Origin of the sequence: Levilactobacillus hammesii DSM 16381, from assembly GCF_001434395.1 — a bacterium.
In the GTDB taxonomy this organism is placed as follows: Bacteria; Bacillota; Bacilli; order Lactobacillales; family Lactobacillaceae; genus Levilactobacillus; species Levilactobacillus hammesii.
On record NZ_AZFS01000059.1, the window covers coordinates 31,980 to 52,714 of the forward strand.

At 53.9% G+C, this 20,735-nt stretch carries 24 protein-coding genes and 1 riboswitch; of the genes, 5 read left to right on the forward strand and 19 right to left on the reverse strand.

Annotated features, from left to right (window positions below; genetic code table 11):
* Window positions 1–124 precede the first annotated feature (124 nt).
* A complete protein-coding gene (locus FD28_RS06860; protein ID WP_057734262.1) occupies window positions 125–1,339 on the reverse strand; it encodes an aminotransferase-like domain-containing protein in 1,215 nt (404 codons plus the stop codon).
* A 276-nt stretch (window positions 1,340–1,615) separates the two neighbouring features.
* Here FD28_RS06860 and FD28_RS06865 point away from each other — a divergent pair, with 276 nt between their 5' ends.
* Complete coding sequence (locus tag FD28_RS06865) at window positions 1,616–2,524, forward strand: LysR family transcriptional regulator (RefSeq protein ID WP_057733935.1); 909 nt, start codon at window positions 1,616–1,618, stop codon at window positions 2,522–2,524.
* Between the two features lie 106 nt (window positions 2,525–2,630).
* Here the strand turns inward: FD28_RS06865 and FD28_RS06870 are convergent, their stop codons facing one another.
* The 5 genes from FD28_RS06870 to FD28_RS06890 form a co-directional block, all read right to left on the reverse strand.
* On the reverse strand, window positions 2,631–3,137 hold the full coding sequence (locus FD28_RS06870; protein ID WP_057733938.1) for a helix-turn-helix domain-containing protein: 507 nt from the start codon (window positions 3,135–3,137) through the stop codon (window positions 2,631–2,633).
* Window positions 3,138–3,146: 9 nt separating this feature from the next.
* Window positions 3,147–3,506, reverse strand: coding sequence for a hypothetical protein (locus FD28_RS06875; protein WP_057733941.1), 360 nt, complete (start codon window positions 3,504–3,506; stop codon window positions 3,147–3,149).
* Between the two features lie 284 nt (window positions 3,507–3,790).
* Window positions 3,791–4,045: a DUF2922 domain-containing protein gene (locus tag FD28_RS06880; protein ID WP_057733942.1), complete on the reverse strand. Its 255-nt coding sequence runs from the start codon at window positions 4,043–4,045 to the stop codon at window positions 3,791–3,793.
* Between the two features lie 34 nt (window positions 4,046–4,079).
* A complete protein-coding gene (locus FD28_RS06885) occupies window positions 4,080–4,277 on the reverse strand; it encodes a hypothetical protein (RefSeq protein ID WP_057733944.1) in 198 nt (65 codons plus the stop codon).
* A 103-nt stretch (window positions 4,278–4,380) separates the two neighbouring features.
* Window positions 4,381–4,941: an RNA polymerase sigma factor gene (locus FD28_RS06890; RefSeq protein WP_057733946.1), complete on the reverse strand. Its 561-nt coding sequence runs from the start codon at window positions 4,939–4,941 to the stop codon at window positions 4,381–4,383.
* Between the two features lie 421 nt (window positions 4,942–5,362).
* On the opposite strand from FD28_RS06890, the gene FD28_RS06895 reads away from it, so the two are divergent.
* On the forward strand, window positions 5,363–6,469 hold the full coding sequence (locus FD28_RS06895) for a hypothetical protein (RefSeq protein ID WP_057733948.1): 1,107 nt from the start codon (window positions 5,363–5,365) through the stop codon (window positions 6,467–6,469).
* Between the two features lie 58 nt (window positions 6,470–6,527).
* Here FD28_RS06895 and FD28_RS13425 read toward each other — a convergent pair whose 3' ends face one another.
* The 13 genes from FD28_RS13425 to FD28_RS06960 form a co-directional block, all read right to left on the reverse strand.
* Window positions 6,528–6,692, reverse strand: a complete 165-nt coding sequence (locus FD28_RS13425; protein WP_235806866.1) for a hypothetical protein — start codon at window positions 6,690–6,692, stop codon at window positions 6,528–6,530.
* A gap of 144 nt (window positions 6,693–6,836) precedes the next feature.
* Window positions 6,837–7,424, reverse strand: coding sequence for a hypothetical protein (locus tag FD28_RS06905; protein ID WP_057733951.1), 588 nt, complete (start codon window positions 7,422–7,424; stop codon window positions 6,837–6,839).
* A gap of 354 nt (window positions 7,425–7,778) precedes the next feature.
* The gene (locus FD28_RS13520; protein ID WP_268888933.1) at window positions 7,779–7,904 is read right to left on the reverse strand and encodes a hypothetical protein; all 126 of its coding nucleotides are present in this window, start codon (window positions 7,902–7,904) and stop codon (window positions 7,779–7,781) included.
* A gap of 27 nt (window positions 7,905–7,931) precedes the next feature.
* Window positions 7,932–8,315: a hypothetical protein gene (locus FD28_RS06910; RefSeq protein ID WP_057733953.1), complete on the reverse strand. Its 384-nt coding sequence runs from the start codon at window positions 8,313–8,315 to the stop codon at window positions 7,932–7,934.
* A gap of 529 nt (window positions 8,316–8,844) precedes the next feature.
* A complete protein-coding gene (locus FD28_RS06920) occupies window positions 8,845–9,219 on the reverse strand; it encodes a hypothetical protein (protein ID WP_057733957.1) in 375 nt (124 codons plus the stop codon).
* A gap of 13 nt (window positions 9,220–9,232) precedes the next feature.
* Window positions 9,233–9,541 carry a hypothetical protein gene (locus tag FD28_RS06925; protein ID WP_057733959.1) on the reverse strand — a complete coding sequence of 103 codons (309 nt, stop codon included), beginning with the start codon at window positions 9,539–9,541 and terminating at the stop codon, window positions 9,233–9,235.
* The gene (locus tag FD28_RS06930; protein ID WP_057733961.1) at window positions 9,534–10,832 is read right to left on the reverse strand and encodes a Y-family DNA polymerase; all 1,299 of its coding nucleotides are present in this window, start codon (window positions 10,830–10,832) and stop codon (window positions 9,534–9,536) included. The genes FD28_RS06925 and FD28_RS06930 overlap by 8 nt, the downstream gene beginning before the upstream one ends.
* Window positions 10,833–11,439: 607 nt before the next feature.
* The gene (gene thiE / locus FD28_RS06935) at window positions 11,440–12,093 is read right to left on the reverse strand and encodes a thiamine phosphate synthase (protein ID WP_057733963.1); all 654 of its coding nucleotides are present in this window, start codon (window positions 12,091–12,093) and stop codon (window positions 11,440–11,442) included.
* Complete coding sequence (thiD, locus tag FD28_RS06940; protein WP_057733964.1) at window positions 12,093–12,908, reverse strand: bifunctional hydroxymethylpyrimidine kinase/phosphomethylpyrimidine kinase; 816 nt, start codon at window positions 12,906–12,908, stop codon at window positions 12,093–12,095. The genes thiE and thiD overlap by 1 nt, the downstream gene beginning before the upstream one ends.
* Before the next feature lie 15 nt (window positions 12,909–12,923).
* Window positions 12,924–13,712 (reverse strand): hydroxyethylthiazole kinase, encoded by a 789-nt coding sequence (thiM, locus tag FD28_RS06945; protein WP_057733966.1) that lies wholly within the window; start codon window positions 13,710–13,712, stop codon window positions 12,924–12,926.
* A gap of 277 nt (window positions 13,713–13,989) precedes the next feature.
* Window positions 13,990–14,095: riboswitch (TPP riboswitch) on the reverse strand.
* Between the two features lie 47 nt (window positions 14,096–14,142).
* Window positions 14,143–14,979, reverse strand: coding sequence for an oxidoreductase (locus tag FD28_RS06950; RefSeq protein WP_057733968.1), 837 nt, complete (start codon window positions 14,977–14,979; stop codon window positions 14,143–14,145).
* 11 nt (window positions 14,980–14,990) lie between these two features.
* A complete protein-coding gene (locus FD28_RS06955; RefSeq protein WP_057733970.1) occupies window positions 14,991–15,758 on the reverse strand; it encodes an ABC transporter permease in 768 nt (255 codons plus the stop codon).
* Window positions 15,755–16,408, reverse strand: coding sequence for an ABC transporter ATP-binding protein (locus FD28_RS06960; protein WP_057733972.1), 654 nt, complete (start codon window positions 16,406–16,408; stop codon window positions 15,755–15,757). The genes FD28_RS06955 and FD28_RS06960 overlap by 4 nt, the downstream gene beginning before the upstream one ends.
* A gap of 861 nt (window positions 16,409–17,269) precedes the next feature.
* Between FD28_RS06960 and rlmD the strand changes: the two genes are divergently transcribed.
* From rlmD to FD28_RS06975, 3 genes are all read left to right on the forward strand, one after another.
* A complete protein-coding gene (gene rlmD / locus FD28_RS06965) occupies window positions 17,270–18,772 on the forward strand; it encodes a 23S rRNA (uracil(1939)-C(5))-methyltransferase RlmD (protein WP_083478142.1) in 1,503 nt (500 codons plus the stop codon).
* Window positions 18,773–18,905: 133 nt separating this feature from the next.
* Entirely contained in the window at window positions 18,906–19,361 is a 456-nt protein-coding gene (locus FD28_RS06970; protein WP_057733974.1) for a hypothetical protein, read from the forward strand.
* A 254-nt stretch (window positions 19,362–19,615) separates the two neighbouring features.
* Window positions 19,616–20,473, forward strand: a complete 858-nt coding sequence (locus tag FD28_RS06975; protein WP_057733976.1) for a DUF368 domain-containing protein — start codon at window positions 19,616–19,618, stop codon at window positions 20,471–20,473.
* The last annotated feature ends 262 nt before the right edge of the window (window positions 20,474–20,735 follow it).

Genomic DNA, 20,735 nt, shown 5'->3' on the forward strand with positions numbered 1-20,735 from the left:
TTGAAAGGGATCAATTCACTTAGATTGAATTGATCCCCAAAAGCGCCTATCAATTTCTAACAATCAATCACTGTTGCGATTATAACACACCCTTTGTTAGAGCAGCGATTGCATTACCTGTAAATCACACCACCGGCCGCGCCCCACGCACCGCCTGCTTCACCACGGCGCCCAGTCGCTGCATCCCCACGTCAATCTCGTGAGGCGTCAGTCCCGTGAAGCACAGCCGCAAGCCGTTGTGCACGTCGCGGTTGGGGTAGAAGTTAGTTCCCGGCACGTAGGTCACGTGGGCCTGGGGAATCGCCGCTTGCGTCAACAAGGCCGCCGCGTCCACTTCCTCGGGCAGCGTCACCCAGTCAAAGAAGCCGCCATCCGGTCGTGTATAGCCCACCTCATCCGGAAAATACGCCGTCAGACCCTGCACCAACGCCGCGCACTGGGCCCGGTAATTGGCCCGCAGCGCGTCGATGTGGGCATCCAGATCATTAGCCTCCAGATAGGCGTCAATCGCCGCGTGCACCACGTTAGCCGTCTCCAGGTCACTCGCTAGCCGCACCCGCAGAATCGCCGCCAGCAGGTCCCCATCGGCCACCAGCCAGCCCGTCCGCAGCCCCGGCATCAGAATCTTCGACAGGCTGGACACGAAGACCACCCGGCCCGCGGTATCAAAACTTTTAATCGCCGGTAACGGCACGTGGGTATAGCCCAGATCACGGTAAGGCGAGTCCTCCAAAATGATGAAGTCGTAGCGATTTGCCAAGTCCACCAGCTGCCGACGCTTGGCGATGCTCATCGTGATCCCGGTCGGGTTGTGATAATCTGGCACGGTGTAGAGCAGCTTAATCCGTGGATGGCGTTTCAGCGTGTCCTCCAGACGGTCGAGATCCAAGCCATCCGCCTGCAACGGCACCGCATGATAAGTCGGCTGATACAGGTCAAAGGCTGCCAGCGCACCCACGTAGGTCGGCACCTCCACGGCAATCTCATCGCCCACATTCAGCACGGCCTTCGCTACCAGCTCGATAGCCTGTTGCCCACCGACCGTCAACACCACGTTATCCGCGGTGGTCGTCACCTGTCCCCATTTGCCAATCCGGGCCGCCAGCTTCGCCCGCAACCCCGGATTTCCTTGGGCAGTCTGATACTGAAAGAGGTGCGCGCCGTTCTCCGTAATCGCCGTGTCGAAGGCCGCCCGCATCGCCGCCACCGGGAAGAGGTCCTCACGGGGACTCCCCGCCGCAAACGACAGCGCCCGTGGATCAGTATCTTGCGGAAACAGCCCACTCAAAGCCGAGGGAACATCGGGATTCGCACGTTGCGCCAATAAGTCTTGGAGCATGATCATCACACCTTTCTGGGAATAGGAAACTACGCTGACAACGATCACCGATAATACGGAAGGAACAATTCGGCAACCCTTTGAAATGGTAAGTAATGCACCGTAAAGTTCAGCCGGAGGCACCCTTCACCGTTACCTACAACCACCGTCCCAACCGCCAATTACCACTTCCGACTGCTCACAGAGTATGATAGAATACCGTTGACAGAAAAACTATTTCAACTATCTAGAAATAGCATGAATGTAATTCATCTTAACCAATCGGAGGTGGCCACGATGTTACCCTTTGCCTATCGCGTCTTTCAAACCATTGTTCAAGAACAAACCTTTTACCGAGCCGCGCAAACGCTGAACGTGACGCCCTCAGCGATCAGCCACTCGGTCAACCAACTGGAGAAGGAACTCGGCTTTCCCCTCTTCATCCGTAACCGGACCGGCGTCGAGCTGACCCCAGACGGCAAGACCATCCTGCCCCTGATTCAGGCCATCATCAACGCCGAGGACCGGCTCCAGCAGGCCGCCGCAAACATCAACGGCATGAACGCCGGCTCCGTCCGCATGGGGGCCTTCTCGTCCGTCTGCATCAACTGGCTGCCACCAATCATTCGGCAGTTCAAGCAAGACTATCCCGAGATTGCCATCAACGTGGAACAGGCCGACTTCAGCAGCATCGCCTCGGCCGTCAAGACCGGACGGCTGGATCTGGGCTTCTCCGCGCTACCCGTTTCCGAGAAGCTCACCGTCCTGCCGCTGGTCAAGGACGAGATCTACTGCATCACGCCTACCGACTTCATCCCCGCCAACCGCACGACGGTGACCGCGGCCGACCTGGTCGATCAAAATTTCATCCTGCAACGGGGCGACTACGACAAGGACACCAAGGCGGCGCTGGACCACTACCAGATTCGGCCCAACGCGCTGCGCTTCTCCATCGATGACCAGTCGATCCTCGCCATGGTCGAGGCCGGTATGGGCATGGGCATTCTGCCCGAACTCGCGCTCGAACGGGTCAGCGGCAATGTCAACGTCTACCCCTTTGACACCAAGTTCTACCGCACCATCTGTCTGGTCGTCAACTCGGAACAGGCCAAGGCACCCTCGACCGCCAAGATGATTGCGGCCATCACCGCCTACGTGACGGCGAAGTACCCGGACAAGGTGCTGGCACATCCCCACGTGGGCTAACCTGTGTCGCTCTGACTATTATATTATTCGCTATTAGACTTGCTGCTTATAAAAAGATCGTCGCTCAACTTGCCCCTAACTTGGCCAAGTCGAACGACGATTATTTTTATACTAACGCCACTTTTTGCGTAATCTTTTGGTATTGGCTCACCGACATAATCGCTTTTTTGGCCTGCACTAGCGCTGCGAAAGCCCGTTCATTCTGCGATAGCCGGAACAAGCTCTCCTGCTCGTCCGTCTGGAGGACTAAGCCATTTTCAATTTCGGACAACGTACTGTAACTAATGCCCAAAATCAGGGCAAACTGCCGCAAACTCAACTGATAACTTTCCCGAATCTGCCGAACTGCCATTGGCGTCAAAACCCCAAACTGATGACGATACTCACGAAAATCAGCCTGTAAATTAAAATCCGGATCATCGATGGGCTCTAAATAATTTTCCGGATCATCTAAACGTTCACCCTCCGGCACCCAATATACATGAGTCATTTTAATCTCGCGCCGGCGAACCTGTACCACCTCGTCTAGACTAATGACTGTGAAATGGGCCGGTTGACCGGTCAGTGTTCTGACGATGTCGATCGTTTTAACAATCTTATACTTATTCGTCATTTTATCGCCTCACTTAAATTTTGAAAACGTCTGATCTGGTGCCTTTTCGGCAGGATGAATCGAATGCAACTCTGCTCCCAACGCCGAAATATAAAATTTAATATACATTTCTCCTTGATACAAAATAACCAAAAATTCATAGACGGCCATGGGCTCATCCTCATGATGATGAACTGGCGAGGGGCCTCGGAAATACTGACTGGCCTCTAATGACTCAATCGCATCTTTAACCACCACACGATAAGAACGCCCTGTTCTATCCAAATATAACCGCGACTTACGATTCAAAACAACCTGAAGCTTCCCCTGTTGATAAAACTCTCTGAGACGGACAACGGCTAATGACGCCTTAAACCTGTCATCTTTCAAAGATTCTCCTCCACGTTAAGAACGTTACTTGTGGGTAACAGTTTAACCTTTATTTCCAAATCTTTCAATTAATCTTATCCCTCTGTGGCTAACAATCGAATCAGCCTACAACTTGTCAACCCACCCATTTATTTCCTGTCTCAAACCTATTCAAGGCGTTCTCGAGGCTAGCCATCAAGTTAGGCTGAGGTGAACTATGTACCCAAACGACCGCCACCCTCACACAGAGGGCAGCGGCCAGTCGGAGTTGCGTTACCAAACCTTAGCGACGGGTGCCTAGCGACCTAGACCGCGGGGGCGGGAACCGGCGCGACCGGTTGCGGGCCACCCACCAAGGCCGTCTTGGTGGTCTCAATCACATCGGCACGCAGGGGCTCGGCGTACAGGTCAACGTCCCCCTTGGCGAACAGCTTAGCGTCGGCAATCTGCTTCATCAGTGCTTCGACCTCCGTTGGCGTGAGATCCGTGTTGACGTACTTGAGGCGCAGGTGCTTGACGCGTTTGTCGGAACCCTTAAAACTCAATTCTAAAGTCTTCATAGATGAACTTCCTTTCTATTCTGCGGGAGTGTAGTTAGGCAACGTCACTTTGTGTGGACACGACGGCGGTGCGGAATGGTAAACCGGTCAAACCGGAGAGGTACCCACCGAACGTTTCGACTTGCTGCGCGGCCGGCGCGTTGATCGCATTTTGAAGCACGATCTTAACGGGCTTTTCGTGGGCGTCGCCGAAGATAAAGGTGATGGTCGTTTTCTTCCAATTTGTTTGCATGGGTGGTGCTCCTTCCGTGGTGCGAGATTTTATAAGTGGTTGGCCAACCCTTACACTTATTACTAACGAAAAAAATCGGAAATCAGTCTCACTTATTTTCAATTTATTCCAAAAAACTTTCCGGTGGGGCTAAATGGTGGACCAAGCGGCGCAACAGTGACCGGCGCCAACGAAAGACGGTGGCCCGCCCCACGCCATATTTAGTCGCAATCTCCTCCGGGGTGAGCTGGTCCACCAGCGTCCCCACCAGAAAACGCCACTCGCCGGTCGTCCCGGCACCGCCAATCAATTGAATCAGATACGTCCGAAAGTCCTTGAGGCCGATCGCGTCCAGGATGTCCTCATCGCTGGCGACCGCTTCAATCAAGGGCGTCTGGTCGCCAGCCTCGCGTGGCACATCCTGCCGGCGGTCCCGGCGGATCTGATCGGTCAGCTGCCAGACCAAGGCCTTCTGAGCGTATGCCAAGAACTGGTGCGGCTTGGCCAGCGGATCATCGGGGAAGTCGGCGTAGATCTTGGGAAAACACACCCGCGCCTCCTGCAGATAGTCCTCGTAGCTGTCCTGATGGGGGCGCATCCCCAGGCGTTTGAGTGCGGCGTAAATAATCGTTTCGTGATCGCCGGTGTACAAGAAACGGTACGCGGCGGCAGTGTCGGTCATCATTTAGAATCATCCCTTCAAAAGTGGTGATCCATAGCGCTATGGTCAGCCCCCACTCTACCGAAAGTCGCTGACGAGGGCGAATGCGGATTATTTGGCGAATCGGCGGGGTTTTTACTGGAATTTGTCCGCCCCTTCGCGTCAATTTTCGAAAAAGGCCCGGTTTGCGCGCCCCCGTCGTCCGTGCCGTTATTTCGGGAAACCTCGCGTTTTTTCACTTTGGGGTTCAAAATAAATTTGGTAATTTGTTGCGGCGGGGTGATTGTTTTGTGGTATAAATAATGATGTGAGACAAATTTGGGGTGCCTTGCGTGGCGATCACCGGCTGGTTTTACCGTTAATCGTAAGCGGTTACATATGAGGCGACAACTCTACCAACCGGCCAACCACTCAGCCCACCCCGTTCAGGAGGAGATTTAGGTTCATGAAAAAAGCACTTTTGTTAACCACAGTCGCCGCAGCCGCCATGCTCTTGGGTGGCACCACGACCCTAGCACAGGCCAAGACGTACAACCAGAGGGGTAATGCCCTCGCCGGCTACAACGTTAAGAAGTACAAGACGGTCAAGAACCGGAACTTATTCGTTAAGCGGTACACGTTTAAGTCCAGCTACAGCAACATCTTCCAGACCAAGCCAACCAGCATTCACAGCACGAAGGGCAAGACCGCGACCTTCAAGTCCAACGTCTTTCTGCCCGTCACCTACAACAAGTCCGCCGACTGGGGCAATCCTCAGGCCGAGGTCCTGTCCAAGGATGGCAAGACGCTCTACGAACTGATCACGAAGAGCAGCGGCAGTAACCAGGGGTGGATCGTCAAATATAACCTGGGCCAACTCCGCAGTAAATTTGGCATCAGCACCAGTCACATGGACGCCCTGCGTCGGGCCAGCTACGATCACTCGGTGGGTAAGATGACCAGCAAAGACAAGCAGATCATGAAGTATGTCAAGGTGGGGCCTAAGTTCAACACGGGCCACGGCCAATCCCTGGCCATGAACCCCAAGAACGGGCAACTCTGGTTCATCGGTAAACCCGTCGCCGTTAACTCCAACGTCCAACGGGTCAGCACCAGCAGCTTAAAGCCGATCACGAAGATTAACTTCAAGCTGAAGAGCACCGTCACGATGGGATCCAACCTGACCTTTGATAAGCACGGCAACGCCTACTTCTTCACCTACTCCAACGGTGGCTGGGCGCCAAAGGGTGCGGTCAAGATCTACAAGGGGAAGATTGGCAGCAAGTCCGTCAAGTTCCACTTGGTTATGCAGGGCCTGCGCAACCGTCCTGGGACCAAGCCACAGTCTATGGCTTACAACGCCAAGCGTAACCGGCTGTACCTGGTCTCCGACAGCAGTATCGCCTCCCTTCCCGTTTCCAAGTTAGGGAAGTTAAAGGCCAGCCAAGTTGAAGCCACCAATTTCAGCGGCAAACGTGAATTCGAAGGGATTCAGTTTACCAAGAATGGGTCGAGCTTCCTGTTGGTGAACAAGGGTGCCGAACTGATGCAGGCAACGAACAATAAATTTTAAAACGGCATATTAAAAAGCAGTGTCCCCACGATGATGGTGGGGGCACTGCTTTTCTTGGTTATAGGGCATTGGCTTGAAGCGCCAACTGGTAGACGACGTCGAGGAAGTCATCGAGATCTTCGAAGACCTCGAAGTCGTTGAAATAGGGATCGCGTTCTTGGACGGCTTGGAAGTCGGGACGGGCGGTTTTTAACGAATGAATCCCGTACAAATAACCTGGCACACGCCTTTTGCGATCAAATATTTTTTTCTCTTTAATAATATCAGTATAGTCAGCACTGGCATAATCATAAGCGACTGAACGATCACCAAACTTGGCAATCACAATAAAATGTATATATTTGTACACGGTCTCACCTAGCTTTCCCTATCTGTGACGTTCTTTTTCATGACGAATATGTTCTAATTGATTCTGTTTTTCACGCAAAGTATCCCAGATCTGAAGTTCCCAAGGAAAGTAGCGATTATCCGTCTGAAAATAACAATGTGTCGCACGATATTGACCATCACTTCTAGTATAGTATCTGGAAAGGATACCCTGTCTTTTCAAATTCTGCAAAAGCTGATCCAATTGGTATTGTTGTCCCTCTATGCCAGTCAGAACGACACGAGCACCAAAAAAGTCATTCAAAACTTTAGCCACATACAGATGTTTATCCATATTCACCTTAATTTTTAACAGAATAGTTGTCTGGAGCTTGATGCGATACTGAAAATCAAAGACTGTTTGCAGTTGCGTCAATTTTTCGTTACCAAGTTCACTCAGTCCCGTCATGTAGCTATCAATCATCGCACTGACCCTATTCCAAACCGGATCATCCGTCGTCAATTTGACGCGTTTTAAACTTTTTAATTGGTTTAAATCAATATTCTGACTGTAAAGCTGATTGCTAAAAGCATCATACATGTTCTTAAGCGCAATCGCCAGTCCTTCAATCACCTCAAGATTAACCATGGGCCCCACCCATTCCGAAGTTTTTAGGTTCCACCCCTTAACTCCGTAAAATGTGGCCAGAAATTTTTAGTTTTTCCCCAAAATTTTACGCAACCAGCGCTAGCCAACCAAATGGTCTGTCAGACGCGTTTCACAACAGAAATCACATCCTTAAGCAGCAGCGAATTTAACCGCTTTCTTTGCCCAAATACTGCTCAAATGACGCTCACAATGTTATACTTGCCCCGAGACGAATTGGTATTTGGCCGATTCGCCTGGAATAACTACCATAACTCAATCTCCAACAAAGGGAACACCAACGCCTGCCCGGCATTGACGTTCCCTTTGCTAACTTCTATCCTCATGCAACGCTGTTTACAATAAAGCGAAAATAACCGCAATCATTAACAAGACGGCTAGGCCGATGCCAGCCTCATACTTTCCCCGACGTGGCGTCCGTTCAACGCTCAGGGTGAGGTGGGGGCCGTCGACTAACTTCATGATTGTTCTCCTTTCACGTGACCTGAGTTACGGCTTTCTACCCAAATAGTGGAAGTCTGGATCACGGCCAACGCAATAACAGGCGAACGCCCGGGTCAGCTCGTTATGAAATGTAACTAAGATGGCGGGCGTGGCCCAAGTCGAGGCCGCCCAGAAGACGGTATCGTCGGGTTCGCGGGGATCATTCGGGTAGCGGTAATATCCCCGCTGCTCGTCCCAAATCGTTCCCTGCGTATTCAACCAGTCCTCGGCCAATCCCGCCTGCACGACCGCCATGACATCGTGGTTATCACGAATCAAAGCGGCCAACGTCTGCCAATCCAATTGCCAATCGTGTTGCTTGGGCAACTGCGATCGGGTTCCCAGTGGCGTATGCCGCAATGCAATGGGCGTTAAATCAATAAAATCCATGACTACCGGCCTCCTCATTCTGTTACATCAATCATAACGCATTTCGCCGGTTAGCCCTTCACTATGATTTACAAATGGTCCTCAGACGATTCATCATCTGCGGGCCATTTTTCACTGCCTATCATACATGAAAGCGTTTCAAAAAGCGACCCTTATCAGGGTTATCCATTAATTAGGTTAACCAATTTCCTATCTATAAGATTAGAAAAGCGGCGAGGCTCGCAGTCCTCGTCGCTAATTCATGCCATTAAATTTGTCTAACCTGGGCGCACTCCGGCTGCCAGGGATTCCGCCTGCTGTGGGGACGCTTCAGACTGGAGAAACACCAGTCTTCTCGCTCGCTTTGGAGCCACGAAAACCACGTGTCTCCAAAGTCGCCCGTGCTGTAAGCTGGCAGAAGAAAAAACGCCAGCTAACACCACCTTCACGGCTGGCTCCATCCCTGACCTCCTCCGGCGCTGATTGTGTTTTATCACGAAAATAGCTATAAGCAACGACCACCCGACATTTTGAGAGTCAACTGTTGCTGTTAAAGTAGACACCGAATCTCCGTCAGCTGGAGATCCCGGTACTCACCGGAGGCTAACCGCACCACAATCTGGTCCGCATCAACGCCCGCAATCACGCCATCCACCGTGGTCAGCACCTGATTATCATCGCAGACATTCAGCTGCAAATGAACCGGTCGCTGTGACCGCCATGCCGCGGCCAACGCACGACTGAGTTCGGGCAACGGCTGCTGCGGTCGGGGCGTCTCAACCTGCTCAGCCGCATGCATCTTCGCCAAGGCACTGGTATGGTCGGACAGGTAAAAGCCGCCCCACTTGAGCATCCCGCGGTCGTGATAATCGCGCTGAAAGAAGGCCGTTGCCAATTTATCATCCGGTACTTGTCGTAAGATCATGCTCATCACGTCCTCAGTGAATCCAACGCTGGCTCACTGGCCAGCGCACGTGACCGAAGTCCACAAAATTCAGGGAAAGCTGCGTCTGCTGCTGCAAGGCGACAATCACCCGTTCTAGCACCGCCAGATCGGTCGTCCGCAGCGTATGGAGTGGGATCGAGCGTTCCCGATGGTTTTGGCGTTTGATACCCATAAAGAAATTAAACGTCTGACCATACTGATCGTTCACCACGTCAATCCGGTACTGACAGTGCCACTGTGCCGTAAATAACGGCACGATGCGGCTGTAAATCAGCTCCGCTTCTTGCTGTGCCTCAATCAAAGCTATTCCCCCCATTGTGTCCGCCAACTAACGCGGCCCGCCGTAGCATGGTCCCACCGGGCATCAAGCTGCTGGCCGGAATGACCGCCGTCTTGCCGAACCTATCCCGAAGTTCGTCAATCACTCGGTCGAACCGTTCATCCTTGATCTGGCGGTGCGGATCTTGAAAAATATCCAGCTGCAAACCACGACTGGTGTTCAAACGCGACAGACCCACGCTGATATTACGAATGGCCTGCCCCTCCCAGTGCTGCCGAAACAGCCGGAGCAGGGTCGCCGCAATGGTCTGCGCATTGTCGGTTGGGTCCAGCCGACAGCTGTGGTGAAACCCACTGCGCCCATCATCCGCCTCACCCGCTCGCGCAAAACCAATCCCTAGGCTCACGCAACCGGCCTGCTGATGATGGTGTCGCATTCTAGAGGTCGTCTGCTGCGCAATTTCCCTGATCACCAGCTCGATTTCCTGCTGAACCTGGTAGTCGCGCGGCAGAACCTGCGAATTACTCCAGCTCTTTTCCTTAGCCGGTCGCAACTGGCGGAGTTGGCTACGGTCGATCCCCCAGGCCAGCGCAAAGAGTTGCGTGCCAATCAATCCCATCTCCGCGCGTAACGCATAGGGGTCCACCATGGCGAGGTCGCGCATGCTGTGAATGCCCAAGCGCTGTAAATGCGCTGCCGTTCGCCGACCGATACTCCACACCTTCTCGAGGTCCGTGATTGGCCAGATATATTGGGGAAACGTCTCGTAAGTCAGGCGACCAATTAGTTCGTGATCGTGCTTGGCTTGCAGATCAAGGGCCAGTTTGGCCTGCACGGGGTTCTCGCCAATCCCCACGGTCGTATAAAGCCCCATCTCGCGGCGAATTCGAAGCTGAATCCGGCGGGCAACGCTCTCAGGCGTCTTGCCAAAAAGGCGCCACGATTTGGTCATATCCAGAATTGACTCATCAATCGAGTACGGAAACAGGTCATCATCAGCCACGTACTCCCGGAAAATTTTATTGATCTTCAAGTTCTCCTGGATATATAGGTTCATGCGTGGGGGCACGACTAGAATGCGGGGATCGTCCGGCACCTCATACTGGCGCGAAACATTACTGATACCAAACAACTTTTTAGCCATGGGCGAGGCTGCCAGAACCAGCCCGCTCCCGGTATTATCGGCTTCCGACATGACCACGATGACCGACCGTAACGGGTTTAGGCCCCGCGCAACACTCTCAACGCTGGCATAAAAGGATTTATTGTCAATCATAAAAAACAATCCGTGCGGCTCATTCCGATAGTCCATCATCGCGACCCCCTTGCTGATAAATTTATTATACGAACGTTTGTTCGACAATGCAAGTCTTATTTTTCTAGCCGGCTTCTTTAAAGATGCCTCGCCCCACGTCAAAGCAACCCACGAGCAGTTGCGAAACCGTTACCAATTGCCAGCAACCGGGCTCGGTCAAAATTCACTAGACCAATCTGTTTTTTTACCGGTATACTTAGTGCACCGTTCAGGCCTAATATTGACGCATCTGGTAAACTAGTTCACCTAACAAATAAACTATTTCCTTGGCGTACTAGGTTCGCGCAAGGTCCTAATAATGAAATATTAAAGTTTAGCATTTGGGTAGCATTTCCCAACTATCCGTGTTATTATGAACTTGTGAAGTTAGCCCTAGTCAACTAGCTTCCTCAACTTTGAATGCGGGACCAGGTTTACCGTCACTTAAACGCGGTAAGACTGATTCCGTTTTTTTGTGTTTTCGGTCATGTTACAATGTCATGAATACGTTACAAACCGATGACTTACTTTTTCGCAATAATCTGATCACTGATGACCAACAAACAACCGTCTGTCATGGCATTTTCCACGACAGACGGTTGTTTTAGTAATATCTATTTAAGAACTAGCCCGCAAAGGCCGTCCGCATTGCCTGCGTATCTGCCTGCGGGTCCGTGCTCCGCGTCAATAAGGTAATGACCGCAACACCAGCCGCACCGGTCGCCGCAATCGCTGGCAAGGAAGCTACCGTCACCCCACCAATCGCCACGATGGGCACATTGGCCTGTTCAACGAGCGCTTGCAGACCCGTCACGCCCATGGCGGGATCGGCATCGTCCTTTGACGTCGTTGGGTAGATGGGGCCACTGCCGATGTAAGAGATGCCCTTGATCTGGTTAGCCTTCGCCACCTGTTCCGGCGTATTGCACGACAGGCCCACGAACATATCACGGCCGTTGACGGTACTCAGCACCTTGGTGATTTTCTCATCACTTTGGCCCACGTGAATCCCATCGGCGTGTAGCAGTAAGGCCAAATCCACGTCATCATCCACGATAAAGGGCACACTGGCCTCGTGACACTGATCCCGTAGATCGCTACCTAACGCCACGCGTTGTTCCGGCGTCAAGGTACTAGTGCCCTTATCTCTGAACTGAAACGCCGTGATGCCGGCCTTTAACATGGTCGCCAACACGTCTCGTAAGTCTTGTCCGGGAACGTCTTGACTCCCGGCAACAAAGTACGCCCGTAATAGACCGGGCTCAAAAGTTACTGACATTATTGCGCACCTCCCTGGCTGTAAGCCCAATGATTCAAGGGCCCATGACCATTTCCGACTGCAATGGGATTGGCAATGGCTGCCGTCACGTAGTCCTTACCAATGCGAATGGCCGTTTCGAAATCTTGGCCCTTCGCCAATTCTGCTGTAATGCAAGATGACAAGGTATCTCCGGTACCGTGCGTCCGCACCGTATCGATCCGCGGTGCCGTCAACCAGAAGGACCGACCGTCTTCAAGTAACACAAAGTCGCGGGCCTGCTGTGGCGTGGTCTCGTGACCGCCTTTAATAATGACGTTTTTAGCGCCCAGGTCTTGCAAGACCACGGCTGCGGCCTCCATGCCCTTCTCATCACTAATCTTAACACCCGTTAACCGTTCGGCCTCCGGTAAATTGGGGGTCAACACGTCCGCCAGGGGCACCAGTTCATCACGCACCGTCGCCACGGCGTCATCGGCCAACAAGGCCGCGCCACCCTTGGCGATCATGACGGGATCGACCGTCAGTGGGCCGAAGTCGTAGCGTTTCAAATTCTCAACGACGCCGTGAACGTGCTCGGCATCCGCCAACATCCCCGTCTTGCAGGCCCGAATCTTCAGGTCGGCCGCCAACGAGGCAAACTGTTCATCAACGAGTTTCTGTGGTAAGGCCATGAAGTCCTGAACGCCTAGCGTATTTTGCGCGGTCACCGCGACCACCACGGCCGTCCCAAAGACGTTGCGCTCCTGCATCGTCTTTAAATCCGCCATGACACCGGCACCGCCGCCGCTGTCAGTCCCCGCGATCGTTAACGTTTGTGGAAATTCATTTGCCATCCTTATTCATCCCTTCTACTGATAAGCCGCGATTGCCGCAATCTGGGCAGTCGTGGTCATTTGTAACCCGTCCATAAGTTGGACGCTGAAGCTCCCGGCACCCAGGTTCGGCGTTGCCTTCGCAACCCGTTCCCCGATCGCCGCAAAAACCAAGCAGGCCGTCTGCGCAGCCTCAAAATAATCCGCATCCACGGCGCAGAATGCCGCCACGATACTCGACAACATGTCGCCAGAACCCACGTGGACTTGGAACAACGGCGTCCCGTTCAGCACCTTGGCCACCCGCGTGCCGTCGGTAATGATATCGGTTGGCCCCGACAAGATCACCACGCACGCCAGCTTCTGGGCGCACGCCTGTGCAATCGCGACCAAGTCACCGGACCCTTCGCCGGCATCAATCCCCTTGGCTTGCCAATCGACATCTGCCAGCGCCGCAATCTCACCCGCGTTTCCCCGAATGACATCCGGATGGAAGTGCGTCAACAGATTCATCGCCACCTGTTTGCGATAAGCCACGGCCCCGACCGCGACCGGATCGATCACCAACGGCTTGTGCTTCTGGTTAGCGAGCTCCCCGACCGTCCGAATCTGTTCCACCTGCGTTTGCGTAAATGCCCCAAGATTCAGGCAAACGGCACTGGACAAGCCGACCATTTCACCGGCTTCGGCGACCTCTTCGGACATGATGGGTGAGGCTCCCAACGCGTTGAGTCCGTTGGCCACGTCCTGCACTGTGACGAAGTTGGAGATGTTAAAGACGATTGGGTTCTGTTGCCGTAAGGTATCTAACAAGTCTAATTTCATATTTTCTTCCCCCTAGGAATCTGGCTACTGTTCTACGGTCTGAGCCGGTCAGACTCGGCGAAAACTCACGGTGGCCCCATTTTAAGCCGCCGCGATCACTCCCCCAGCTGACCCGCTCACTTCAACAAAAGATACGGTGTTTCTGCCAAAAGTTCAGTTCTAAAGCCGTCCAAACATCCCCAACACTAGAGATCACACGGGACGACACCCGCAAGTTCCCGGGACAGCGCCAAATAAAAAACGGGCCGCTGGCTCACAAGGTAGTGAACCGGCGGCCCTAAGTGCCACGACACATTCCCTTCGCAAGTCCAAACTTGACAGGTTCCAAGGGATCACGGGTCATCCCGCATCTCAGTCCATCGTGGACACCCCTAGTGTTCTGGTTAATTCCAGCATAACAGGTTTTTCGGCCACGTCAACGATTCTCGCGTTACCGGGTAATCTGTTCAGCCGCCTTACCAATTACCCCCCACAGGTGATCGATCGTCTTGTCGGAAAGGAAGCGCCGTACCCAGAGAATTTGGCTACCGGCCCCCGCCGAGTAACGGGTCTTGGGGCGCCGGGACAACGCCGCCTTGTCCGCTAGCCGGGCAATGACTTGTGGCTTGCTGGAGAATTGTTTAACGGCCTTTAAAATCGCCGCCGCGCGACTGGCCCCCTGTTCGTAAGGCCCATTGGCGGAGGTAGCTTGCAGGTGGTCCGCCGCGATGTCGGCCCATTCGGATTGAATGGCGCCGGGTTCAATCACCGCCACGTGAATGCCTTGTGGGCTGAGCTCTAGGCGCAACGCATCGGACAAGCCTTCCAGTGCAAATTTGGACGCCACGTACCAGGCCCCAAAGGGTTGTGCGACCTTGCCATCCACCGAAGTCACGTTGATAATCCGACCGGCGTGTTGCTGCCGCATCATGGGCAGCACCGACTGAATCAGGCGAGCCGCACCAAACAAGTTCACGTCAAATTGATCCTGCGCCTGTTCCAAGGGCACGTCTTCCACTGCCCCCATGAGGCCGTAGCCGGCGTTGTTGACCAAAATGTCAATCCGACCCGTTTCACTCACGATCTGATCGACGACCGCCTCTACGCTGTCGGGATCCGTGATATCCAACGCGAGAGTCGTGACGCCCAGGTCATCCAGATCATTCATCCGGCCGACCCGCCGCGCACCCGCATAAACGGTGACGCCATTTCGATGCAAACTCCGGGCAATCGCATTGCCAATTCCTGACGACGCACCGGTAACCAACGCAACTTTTCGATGAGACATAACATTACCTCCTAATTTGACGGTCCAATTAACTGTTTTCGTTCATTATAAAACTCCCGGTAGGCCCAGTAACAGGCCAACACCGAACCGATACTGGTCGCCGACATCAGCATGAAGGTCACCATGATCTGGTACTTAATGGCCCGCACCGGATCGACGCCGGCAAAGATTAAGCCGGACATCATCCCCGGGAGACTCACGATTCCCACCGTCTTGGCGGAATCAATGGTCGGCTGCATCCCGGTCTTGATGCTGGCGCGCACGATATCGCGGGACGCATCCTTGAGATCCGCACCCAGCGCCAGCTTCTCCAGCACCGCCTGTCGCTCCTGCTTGAACTCCGCGTTGAGATTGCGGTAGCACAGGCCGATGGCCACCATCGAGTTGGACGCGATCATCCCGGAAATGGGAATCATCTGCGAGGGAATAAACTTGATGGCCCCCGCCAGCATCAGCACGCCCAACGTGACGGCCGTGCTGATCAGAATGGCCCCCACGGAGATGGGAAGCGCCCGGGGAATGCCGTTACTGCGCTGTTTAGCATTGTATCCGGCGTTAAAAATGATGATCAGAATCAACACCGCCGTGAGCCAAACCTTGTCCAAGCGAAAGACGTATTTCAATAAATAGCCGACCACGAAGAGCTGAATGACCGCGCGAACCACGCCAATGATCATGTCGCGGTCAATACCCAACTTTTCATGCCAGCCAATGGCCAGGGCAATCATGACCAGCCCCAGCGCCAGAATCAACGATTGGTTGTTCACCGCTAGATTCATTGCGCACCTCCCGTGGTGAGACGCCCATCGACCACCGTGACCAGCCGCTGCGCCGCCTCAATTTCCGACTGATCATGCGTGATGGCAATCACCGTGATGCCATCGTCGACGTTAAAATGCCGGATCATGGACCAGACAAACGCCTTGTTATCGGCATCCAGCCCCGCCGTCACTTCATCTAAAATCAAGACCTCCGGATAGATCATCACATTGCGAAGGAGCGCCACCCGCTGGCGTTGCCCGCCGGAGAGGTCGACGACGGCCTTGGTCAAGTCGCTGGCCGTAAGCCCCACGTACTCTAACGCCGTCACGGCCCGCTGCTGATCAAACGGCAACTGGCGAATCTGATACGGAAATTCAAGGTTGTCCCGAACCGTTTCACCAAACAAGGTGGGCTGCTGGAAGCCATACGACACGCGCCGCCGGTAAGCGATGGGATCATAGTCATCGATGGACTTCCCCGCAAATCGCAACTCGCCACTGGTCCGACTCAGAAGAGACGCGATGATGCGCACTAGCGTCGATTTTCCACTCCCGGACGGACCGGTCAGCGTCACCCACTCCCCGGCAGCGATCTCCAGGTTAATGTCCTGCAAGATCGGTGTCTCGCCAACCTGGTAGCCCACGTTCTGCAATTCCAATAAGGTCATTGGCCCGCCTCCTTTTGGCTTTCGGGTTCACACGCACTGACACACCAAGGTTAGTTCCTAAGCAACTCTAATAGATGAAATTTGCCGCCTTAGATCATTAAACAAACACACGGTTCGGTTCCGCTAACCAAACTGATAACTATTAAATTAGTCATCAGCCTTGCCCTGCGGCAGCCAAAGATTCCGGCGTCTGTGGGGACCGCCTGCGGCCTGAGAAGCGGTCCTCCGGCTCGGTTCGAAGCCGGCCAAAGATCGACCGTCTTCAAACGCGTCCCACGGTGTAAGCCGAGTCAGGAAACCTCGGCTAACGCCGTTGTCACAGCTACCTCCATCTCTGGCTGCCTCCGGTGACACTTGCTTCATGCCAGGACGCGAGCGGCACATCGCTGACATGACAGCTTTCACCTAACGTAGTTATCACCATCGTATGTAGCCGTGAGTGAGCCAAATTCGGACTCAGCCGTGGGATTTACCAAGTACTTTTCTTGGTAAATGGCGACTCTGAGACGTGGTCTTCGGCTCAGAGCGAGGTTCGAGACCGCTCCTCAGGCTCGGACCGTCCTGCCCACAGCGTTCCAGTCCGAATTTGGCGAACGGTAAGGCGGCAGGTTGGCACCATGCTGCACAGGTTTTCCATCTTTGGCCTTGCCGCAGGTGAAGCTTAACCAGTGTGTGAGCGTGCAAACGGCATATAAACCGATTATACCTAACCGGCGGTAGATTGCCTATGGAAACGGCTTCATTTTGGTGAAAAAGCCGCAACGCCCCAGCAACCGCTAAAGTTTGGTATAATGTTCAAGACCGTAACTGTTCGGAAAAAGTAAAGTGATTGAACTAATGTCAACCTAAGTAGGAGAAAATATGCCAAATTATGAGTCAAAGAACCACCGCGGCTTTCACAACGACCGCAACGATCGGCGTCAACACAGCACCGACAACCATTACCGCCCAACCAATAATCGCCGGTCGAACAACCGCCGGCGTGAAACCCCACAAGTTGAGGTTGAAGTTGGTCAGCGGTTCCCATTAACCATCAAACGCATGGGAATCAACGGCGAGGGAATCGGCTACTACAAGCGCATGGCCGTCTTTATTCCCGGCGCCTTAACCAATGAAGAAGTCGTGGCCGAAGTGACCAGCGTCGCTACCCGCTACCTGCGCGCCAAGATTCACCGGGTTCGTAAGACCAGCCCTCATCGCGTGGAACCACGCGACAGCTATGCCGATCAAGTCGGCGGCTTTGAGCTGGAACATTTAGACTACCCTGAACAACTGAATTTCAAACGAGACGTGGTCGCCCAATCCCTGGAACGCTACCAACCAGAGGGTTACCGCCACTACGACCTGCGCCCAACGTTAGGCATGGACGATCCTTATGGCTACCGCAACAAGGCGCAATTCCAAGTTCGCCGCAACGCCGAAGGCCAAGTCGAAGCCGGCCTGTACGCCGAACGCAGCCATGACCTGGTTGATCTCCCCACCTGTTCCGTCCAAATGCCCGTGACCATGCACGTCATGCGAGCCGTCGTTGCCATGCTTCAAGACCTCGACATGCCAATCTACGACGAAGAACAAGAATCCGGGATCGTGAAAACGCTGGTCGTTCGGGCCGCAGCCCATACCGATGATGTGCAGCTGGTCTTCATCACCAACTCACCCAAGCTGCCACACAAACACGACCTGCTTACGCGGATCGCGGCTGAATTACCGGAAGTCACCTCCGTCATGCAAAACATTAACCCTGGTAAAACGTCCCTGGTTTGGGGCGAAAAGACGGAACACCTCGCTGGTGCCGAAGCCATTACCGAAAAATTAGACGGTTTAGCCTTCAAGCTGTCAGCGCGGGCCTTCCTGCAGTTGAACCCTTACCAGATGGAAGTCCTCTACGCCGAAGCCAAAAAGGCGTTGGATCTCCAACCCGGCGAAACCGTCGTCGATGCCTACTCTGGAATCGGCACGATTGGCTTGTCACTCGCCAGTGTCGCTGAAGAAGTGCGCGGGATGGACGTCATCCCCGAAGCCGTAGACGATGCCAACGCCAACGCCGAAGCCAACGGGATCACCAACGCCCACTACGAATTGGGGACGGCCGAAGAACTCCTGCCCAAGTGGATCATGACCGGCTTCCATCCGGATGCTATTGTGGTCGATCCACCCCGTACCGGTCTCGATGATACCCTGATTGAGACGCTCCTGGCCGTTCGTCCTCCGAAACTGGTTTACATCTCCTGCAACCCGTCAACGCTAGCCAAAGACCTAGTCACCTTGGCCCACGACTACCGCGTGGACTACATCCAGTCAGTCGACATGATGCCCCAAACGGCGCGCTGTGAAGCAGTCGTTAAGCTCAGTCGCCGCGTTTAAACGCACCGCTGACCGGCAGTGGTAACCGGGGTCGCCCGTCGTGACCAATAGATTAATAGGCAGACACGTCTTTTCGTGTTAGACTTTTATTTAACGTAACGACATTGAATTCTGTAGAAAGTTGGCAAATGACATGCAAGATCCTTTCAAGGGCTTTAACAACGATGATGATCCAGATAACCAAAACGGTGACGGCCCTCAAGGACTGCCGTTACCGCCAAACTACGCAACCGTTGTTAACCCTGAAACGGGGAATATGCGTATCGCCAAGGTCGGCTTTTCCTGGACGATGTTTATCTTTCCCCCGTTTCCAACCCTATTCCGGGCAGACTGGTACAACTTACTGTGTATCCTAGGTGTGGAACTGAGTCTCATGATGGTGTTAACCATGACGGTACCCATGAACCAACTGGCAAGATTTATGGCCGTTGGGGGCTGGGAAACGTTGCGGGGGATCCTCTGGGGATCGCTTTACAACATGATGTATTTCAAGCATCTGTTTACCCGCGGCTTCGTGCCGGCGGATGAGCGATCCAAGGATCTCTTGACCCGCGCCCACTACTGGTCTCAACCTAAGAATGACGACTAACCGCAGTTGACGGCTAGCTAGGCCAGTCTCACCGAACATCACACAAACGTGCAAACACGCAGACCGACTCTGGTTCTGCGTGTTTTTTTGGCCGCGCCTCTAACCGCCCTAGACAACGGTCCGTTCCCCAAACGCTTTTCAAACGAAACCTTAAGATGAGCCCGAACCGAGTGCTTTGGGTTGCTTGGACTTGCCGGATTTGCTAAGTTGAGACTACTAATCCAACGGTTAAATTCACCATTAAGGAGTAACGTATGCAGACGACGCGATCCGATAGCCCCGTGAAACGCTTCTTCAAAGGCGTCATTATTGCGCTGGGCTTTATTCTTCCAGGTGTCTCCGGTGGCGTTCTCGCCGCCATCTTGGGTATTTACGAACGCCTACTGGGCTTCATGGCCCACTTCCGGCAAAATTTCAAACGCGACTTCTGGTACTTTGTGCCGGTCGGACTGGGCGGTATCGTGGGTATCGCCCTACTGTCCGCTCCCCTGGAATACCTGCTGGCCCACTGGCAGGTGATTGTTCTGTGGGGCTTTGCGGGTGCCATCATTGGTACCCTGCCGGCCCTGATGCGCACCGCCAGTTCCCACACCCCTCGCGATGCCGCCGACTACGGTTGGTTCCTGGGCACACTCGTCATCAGTGGCGGGCTCCTCTACTTTATGAGTGACCTGTTTGGCACGCTACCGGCCAACTTTGGCGGCTTTATGGTCGCCGGCGTCCTGATTGCCTTGGGCGTACTGGTGCCGGGGCTGAGTCCCTCGAACTTGCTGTTGATTCTGGGTCTATTCACGCCCATGCTGACCGGCTTCAAGAACTTCGATCTTCTCGGCGTTTACCTGCCAATCGCGTTGGGCGGGGGTCTGGCCATGATTCTCTTCTCCAAGGGCATGGACTACCTGATCCACCGTTTTCACTCGCGCGTTTACCACTTCATCCTGGGCATCGTGGTGGCAAGCACCGTCTTGATTCTGGTACCCAACCCCCACGCAGCCGAGAGCATCTCGTATGCCGGCGCTACCTGGTCCACCTGGCTCTACAGCGGCGTCGCCCTCGTCTTAGGCACGGCTCTGGGCTATTGGATGAGTCGCTTAGAAATGAAGTACAAATAGCTTTCCCACAGCGTCCCAGTTTTTGCAAGCATTCACGCCAGTAAATTCGTGTAAATTGGCCGCACTCCGGCTGCCAGGGATTCCACCTGCTGTGGGGACGCTTCAGACCGGCAGAACACCGGTCTTCTCGCTCGCTTTGGAGCCACGAAAACCATGTGTCTCCAAAGTCGCCCGTGCTGTAAGCTGGCAGAAGAAAAATCGCCAGCTAACACCACTTTCACGGCTGGCTCCATCCCTGGCCTCCTCCGGCTCTGATTGTGTT

What these genes read in the sequence shown, in the direction of transcription:
- FD28_RS06860 (WP_057734262.1), bottom strand. Translation starts at nt 1,339, where the DNA reads ATGCTCCAAGACTTATTGGCGCAACGTGCGAATCCCGATGTTCCCTCG.
- FD28_RS06865 (WP_057733935.1), top strand. Translation starts at nt 1,616, where the DNA reads ATGTTACCCTTTGCCTATCGCGTCTTTCAAACCATTGTTCAAGAACAA.
- FD28_RS06870 (WP_057733938.1), bottom strand. Translation starts at nt 3,137, where the DNA reads ATGACGAATAAGTATAAGATTGTTAAAACGATCGACATCGTCAGAACA.
- FD28_RS06880 (WP_057733942.1), bottom strand. Translation starts at nt 4,045, where the DNA reads ATGAAGACTTTAGAATTGAGTTTTAAGGGTTCCGACAAACGCGTCAAG.
- FD28_RS06885 (WP_057733944.1), bottom strand. Translation starts at nt 4,277, where the DNA reads ATGCAAACAAATTGGAAGAAAACGACCATCACCTTTATCTTCGGCGAC.
- FD28_RS06890 (WP_057733946.1), bottom strand. Translation starts at nt 4,941, where the DNA reads ATGATGACCGACACTGCCGCCGCGTACCGTTTCTTGTACACCGGCGAT.
- FD28_RS06895 (WP_057733948.1), top strand. Translation starts at nt 5,363, where the DNA reads ATGAAAAAAGCACTTTTGTTAACCACAGTCGCCGCAGCCGCCATGCTC.
- FD28_RS06905 (WP_057733951.1), bottom strand. Translation starts at nt 7,424, where the DNA reads ATGGTTAATCTTGAGGTGATTGAAGGACTGGCGATTGCGCTTAAGAAC.
- FD28_RS13520 (WP_268888933.1), bottom strand. Translation starts at nt 7,904, where the DNA reads ATGAAGTTAGTCGACGGCCCCCACCTCACCCTGAGCGTTGAACGGACG.
- FD28_RS06910 (WP_057733953.1), bottom strand. Translation starts at nt 8,315, where the DNA reads ATGGATTTTATTGATTTAACGCCCATTGCATTGCGGCATACGCCACTG.
- FD28_RS06920 (WP_057733957.1), bottom strand. Translation starts at nt 9,219, where the DNA reads ATGATCTTACGACAAGTACCGGATGATAAATTGGCAACGGCCTTCTTT.
- FD28_RS06930 (WP_057733961.1), bottom strand. Translation starts at nt 10,832, where the DNA reads ATGGACTATCGGAATGAGCCGCACGGATTGTTTTTTATGATTGACAAT.
- thiE (WP_057733963.1), bottom strand. Translation starts at nt 12,093, where the DNA reads ATGTCAGTAACTTTTGAGCCCGGTCTATTACGGGCGTACTTTGTTGCC.
- thiD (WP_057733964.1), bottom strand. Translation starts at nt 12,908, where the DNA reads ATGGCAAATGAATTTCCACAAACGTTAACGATCGCGGGGACTGACAGC.
- thiM (WP_057733966.1), bottom strand. Translation starts at nt 13,712, where the DNA reads ATGAAATTAGACTTGTTAGATACCTTACGGCAACAGAACCCAATCGTC.
- FD28_RS06950 (WP_057733968.1), bottom strand. Translation starts at nt 14,979, where the DNA reads ATGTCTCATCGAAAAGTTGCGTTGGTTACCGGTGCGTCGTCAGGAATT.
- FD28_RS06955 (WP_057733970.1), bottom strand. Translation starts at nt 15,758, where the DNA reads ATGAATCTAGCGGTGAACAACCAATCGTTGATTCTGGCGCTGGGGCTG.
- FD28_RS06960 (WP_057733972.1), bottom strand. Translation starts at nt 16,408, where the DNA reads ATGACCTTATTGGAATTGCAGAACGTGGGCTACCAGGTTGGCGAGACA.
- rlmD (WP_083478142.1), top strand. Translation starts at nt 17,270, where the DNA reads ATGCCAAATTATGAGTCAAAGAACCACCGCGGCTTTCACAACGACCGC.
- FD28_RS06970 (WP_057733974.1), top strand. Translation starts at nt 18,906, where the DNA reads ATGCAAGATCCTTTCAAGGGCTTTAACAACGATGATGATCCAGATAAC.
- FD28_RS06975 (WP_057733976.1), top strand. Translation starts at nt 19,616, where the DNA reads ATGCAGACGACGCGATCCGATAGCCCCGTGAAACGCTTCTTCAAAGGC.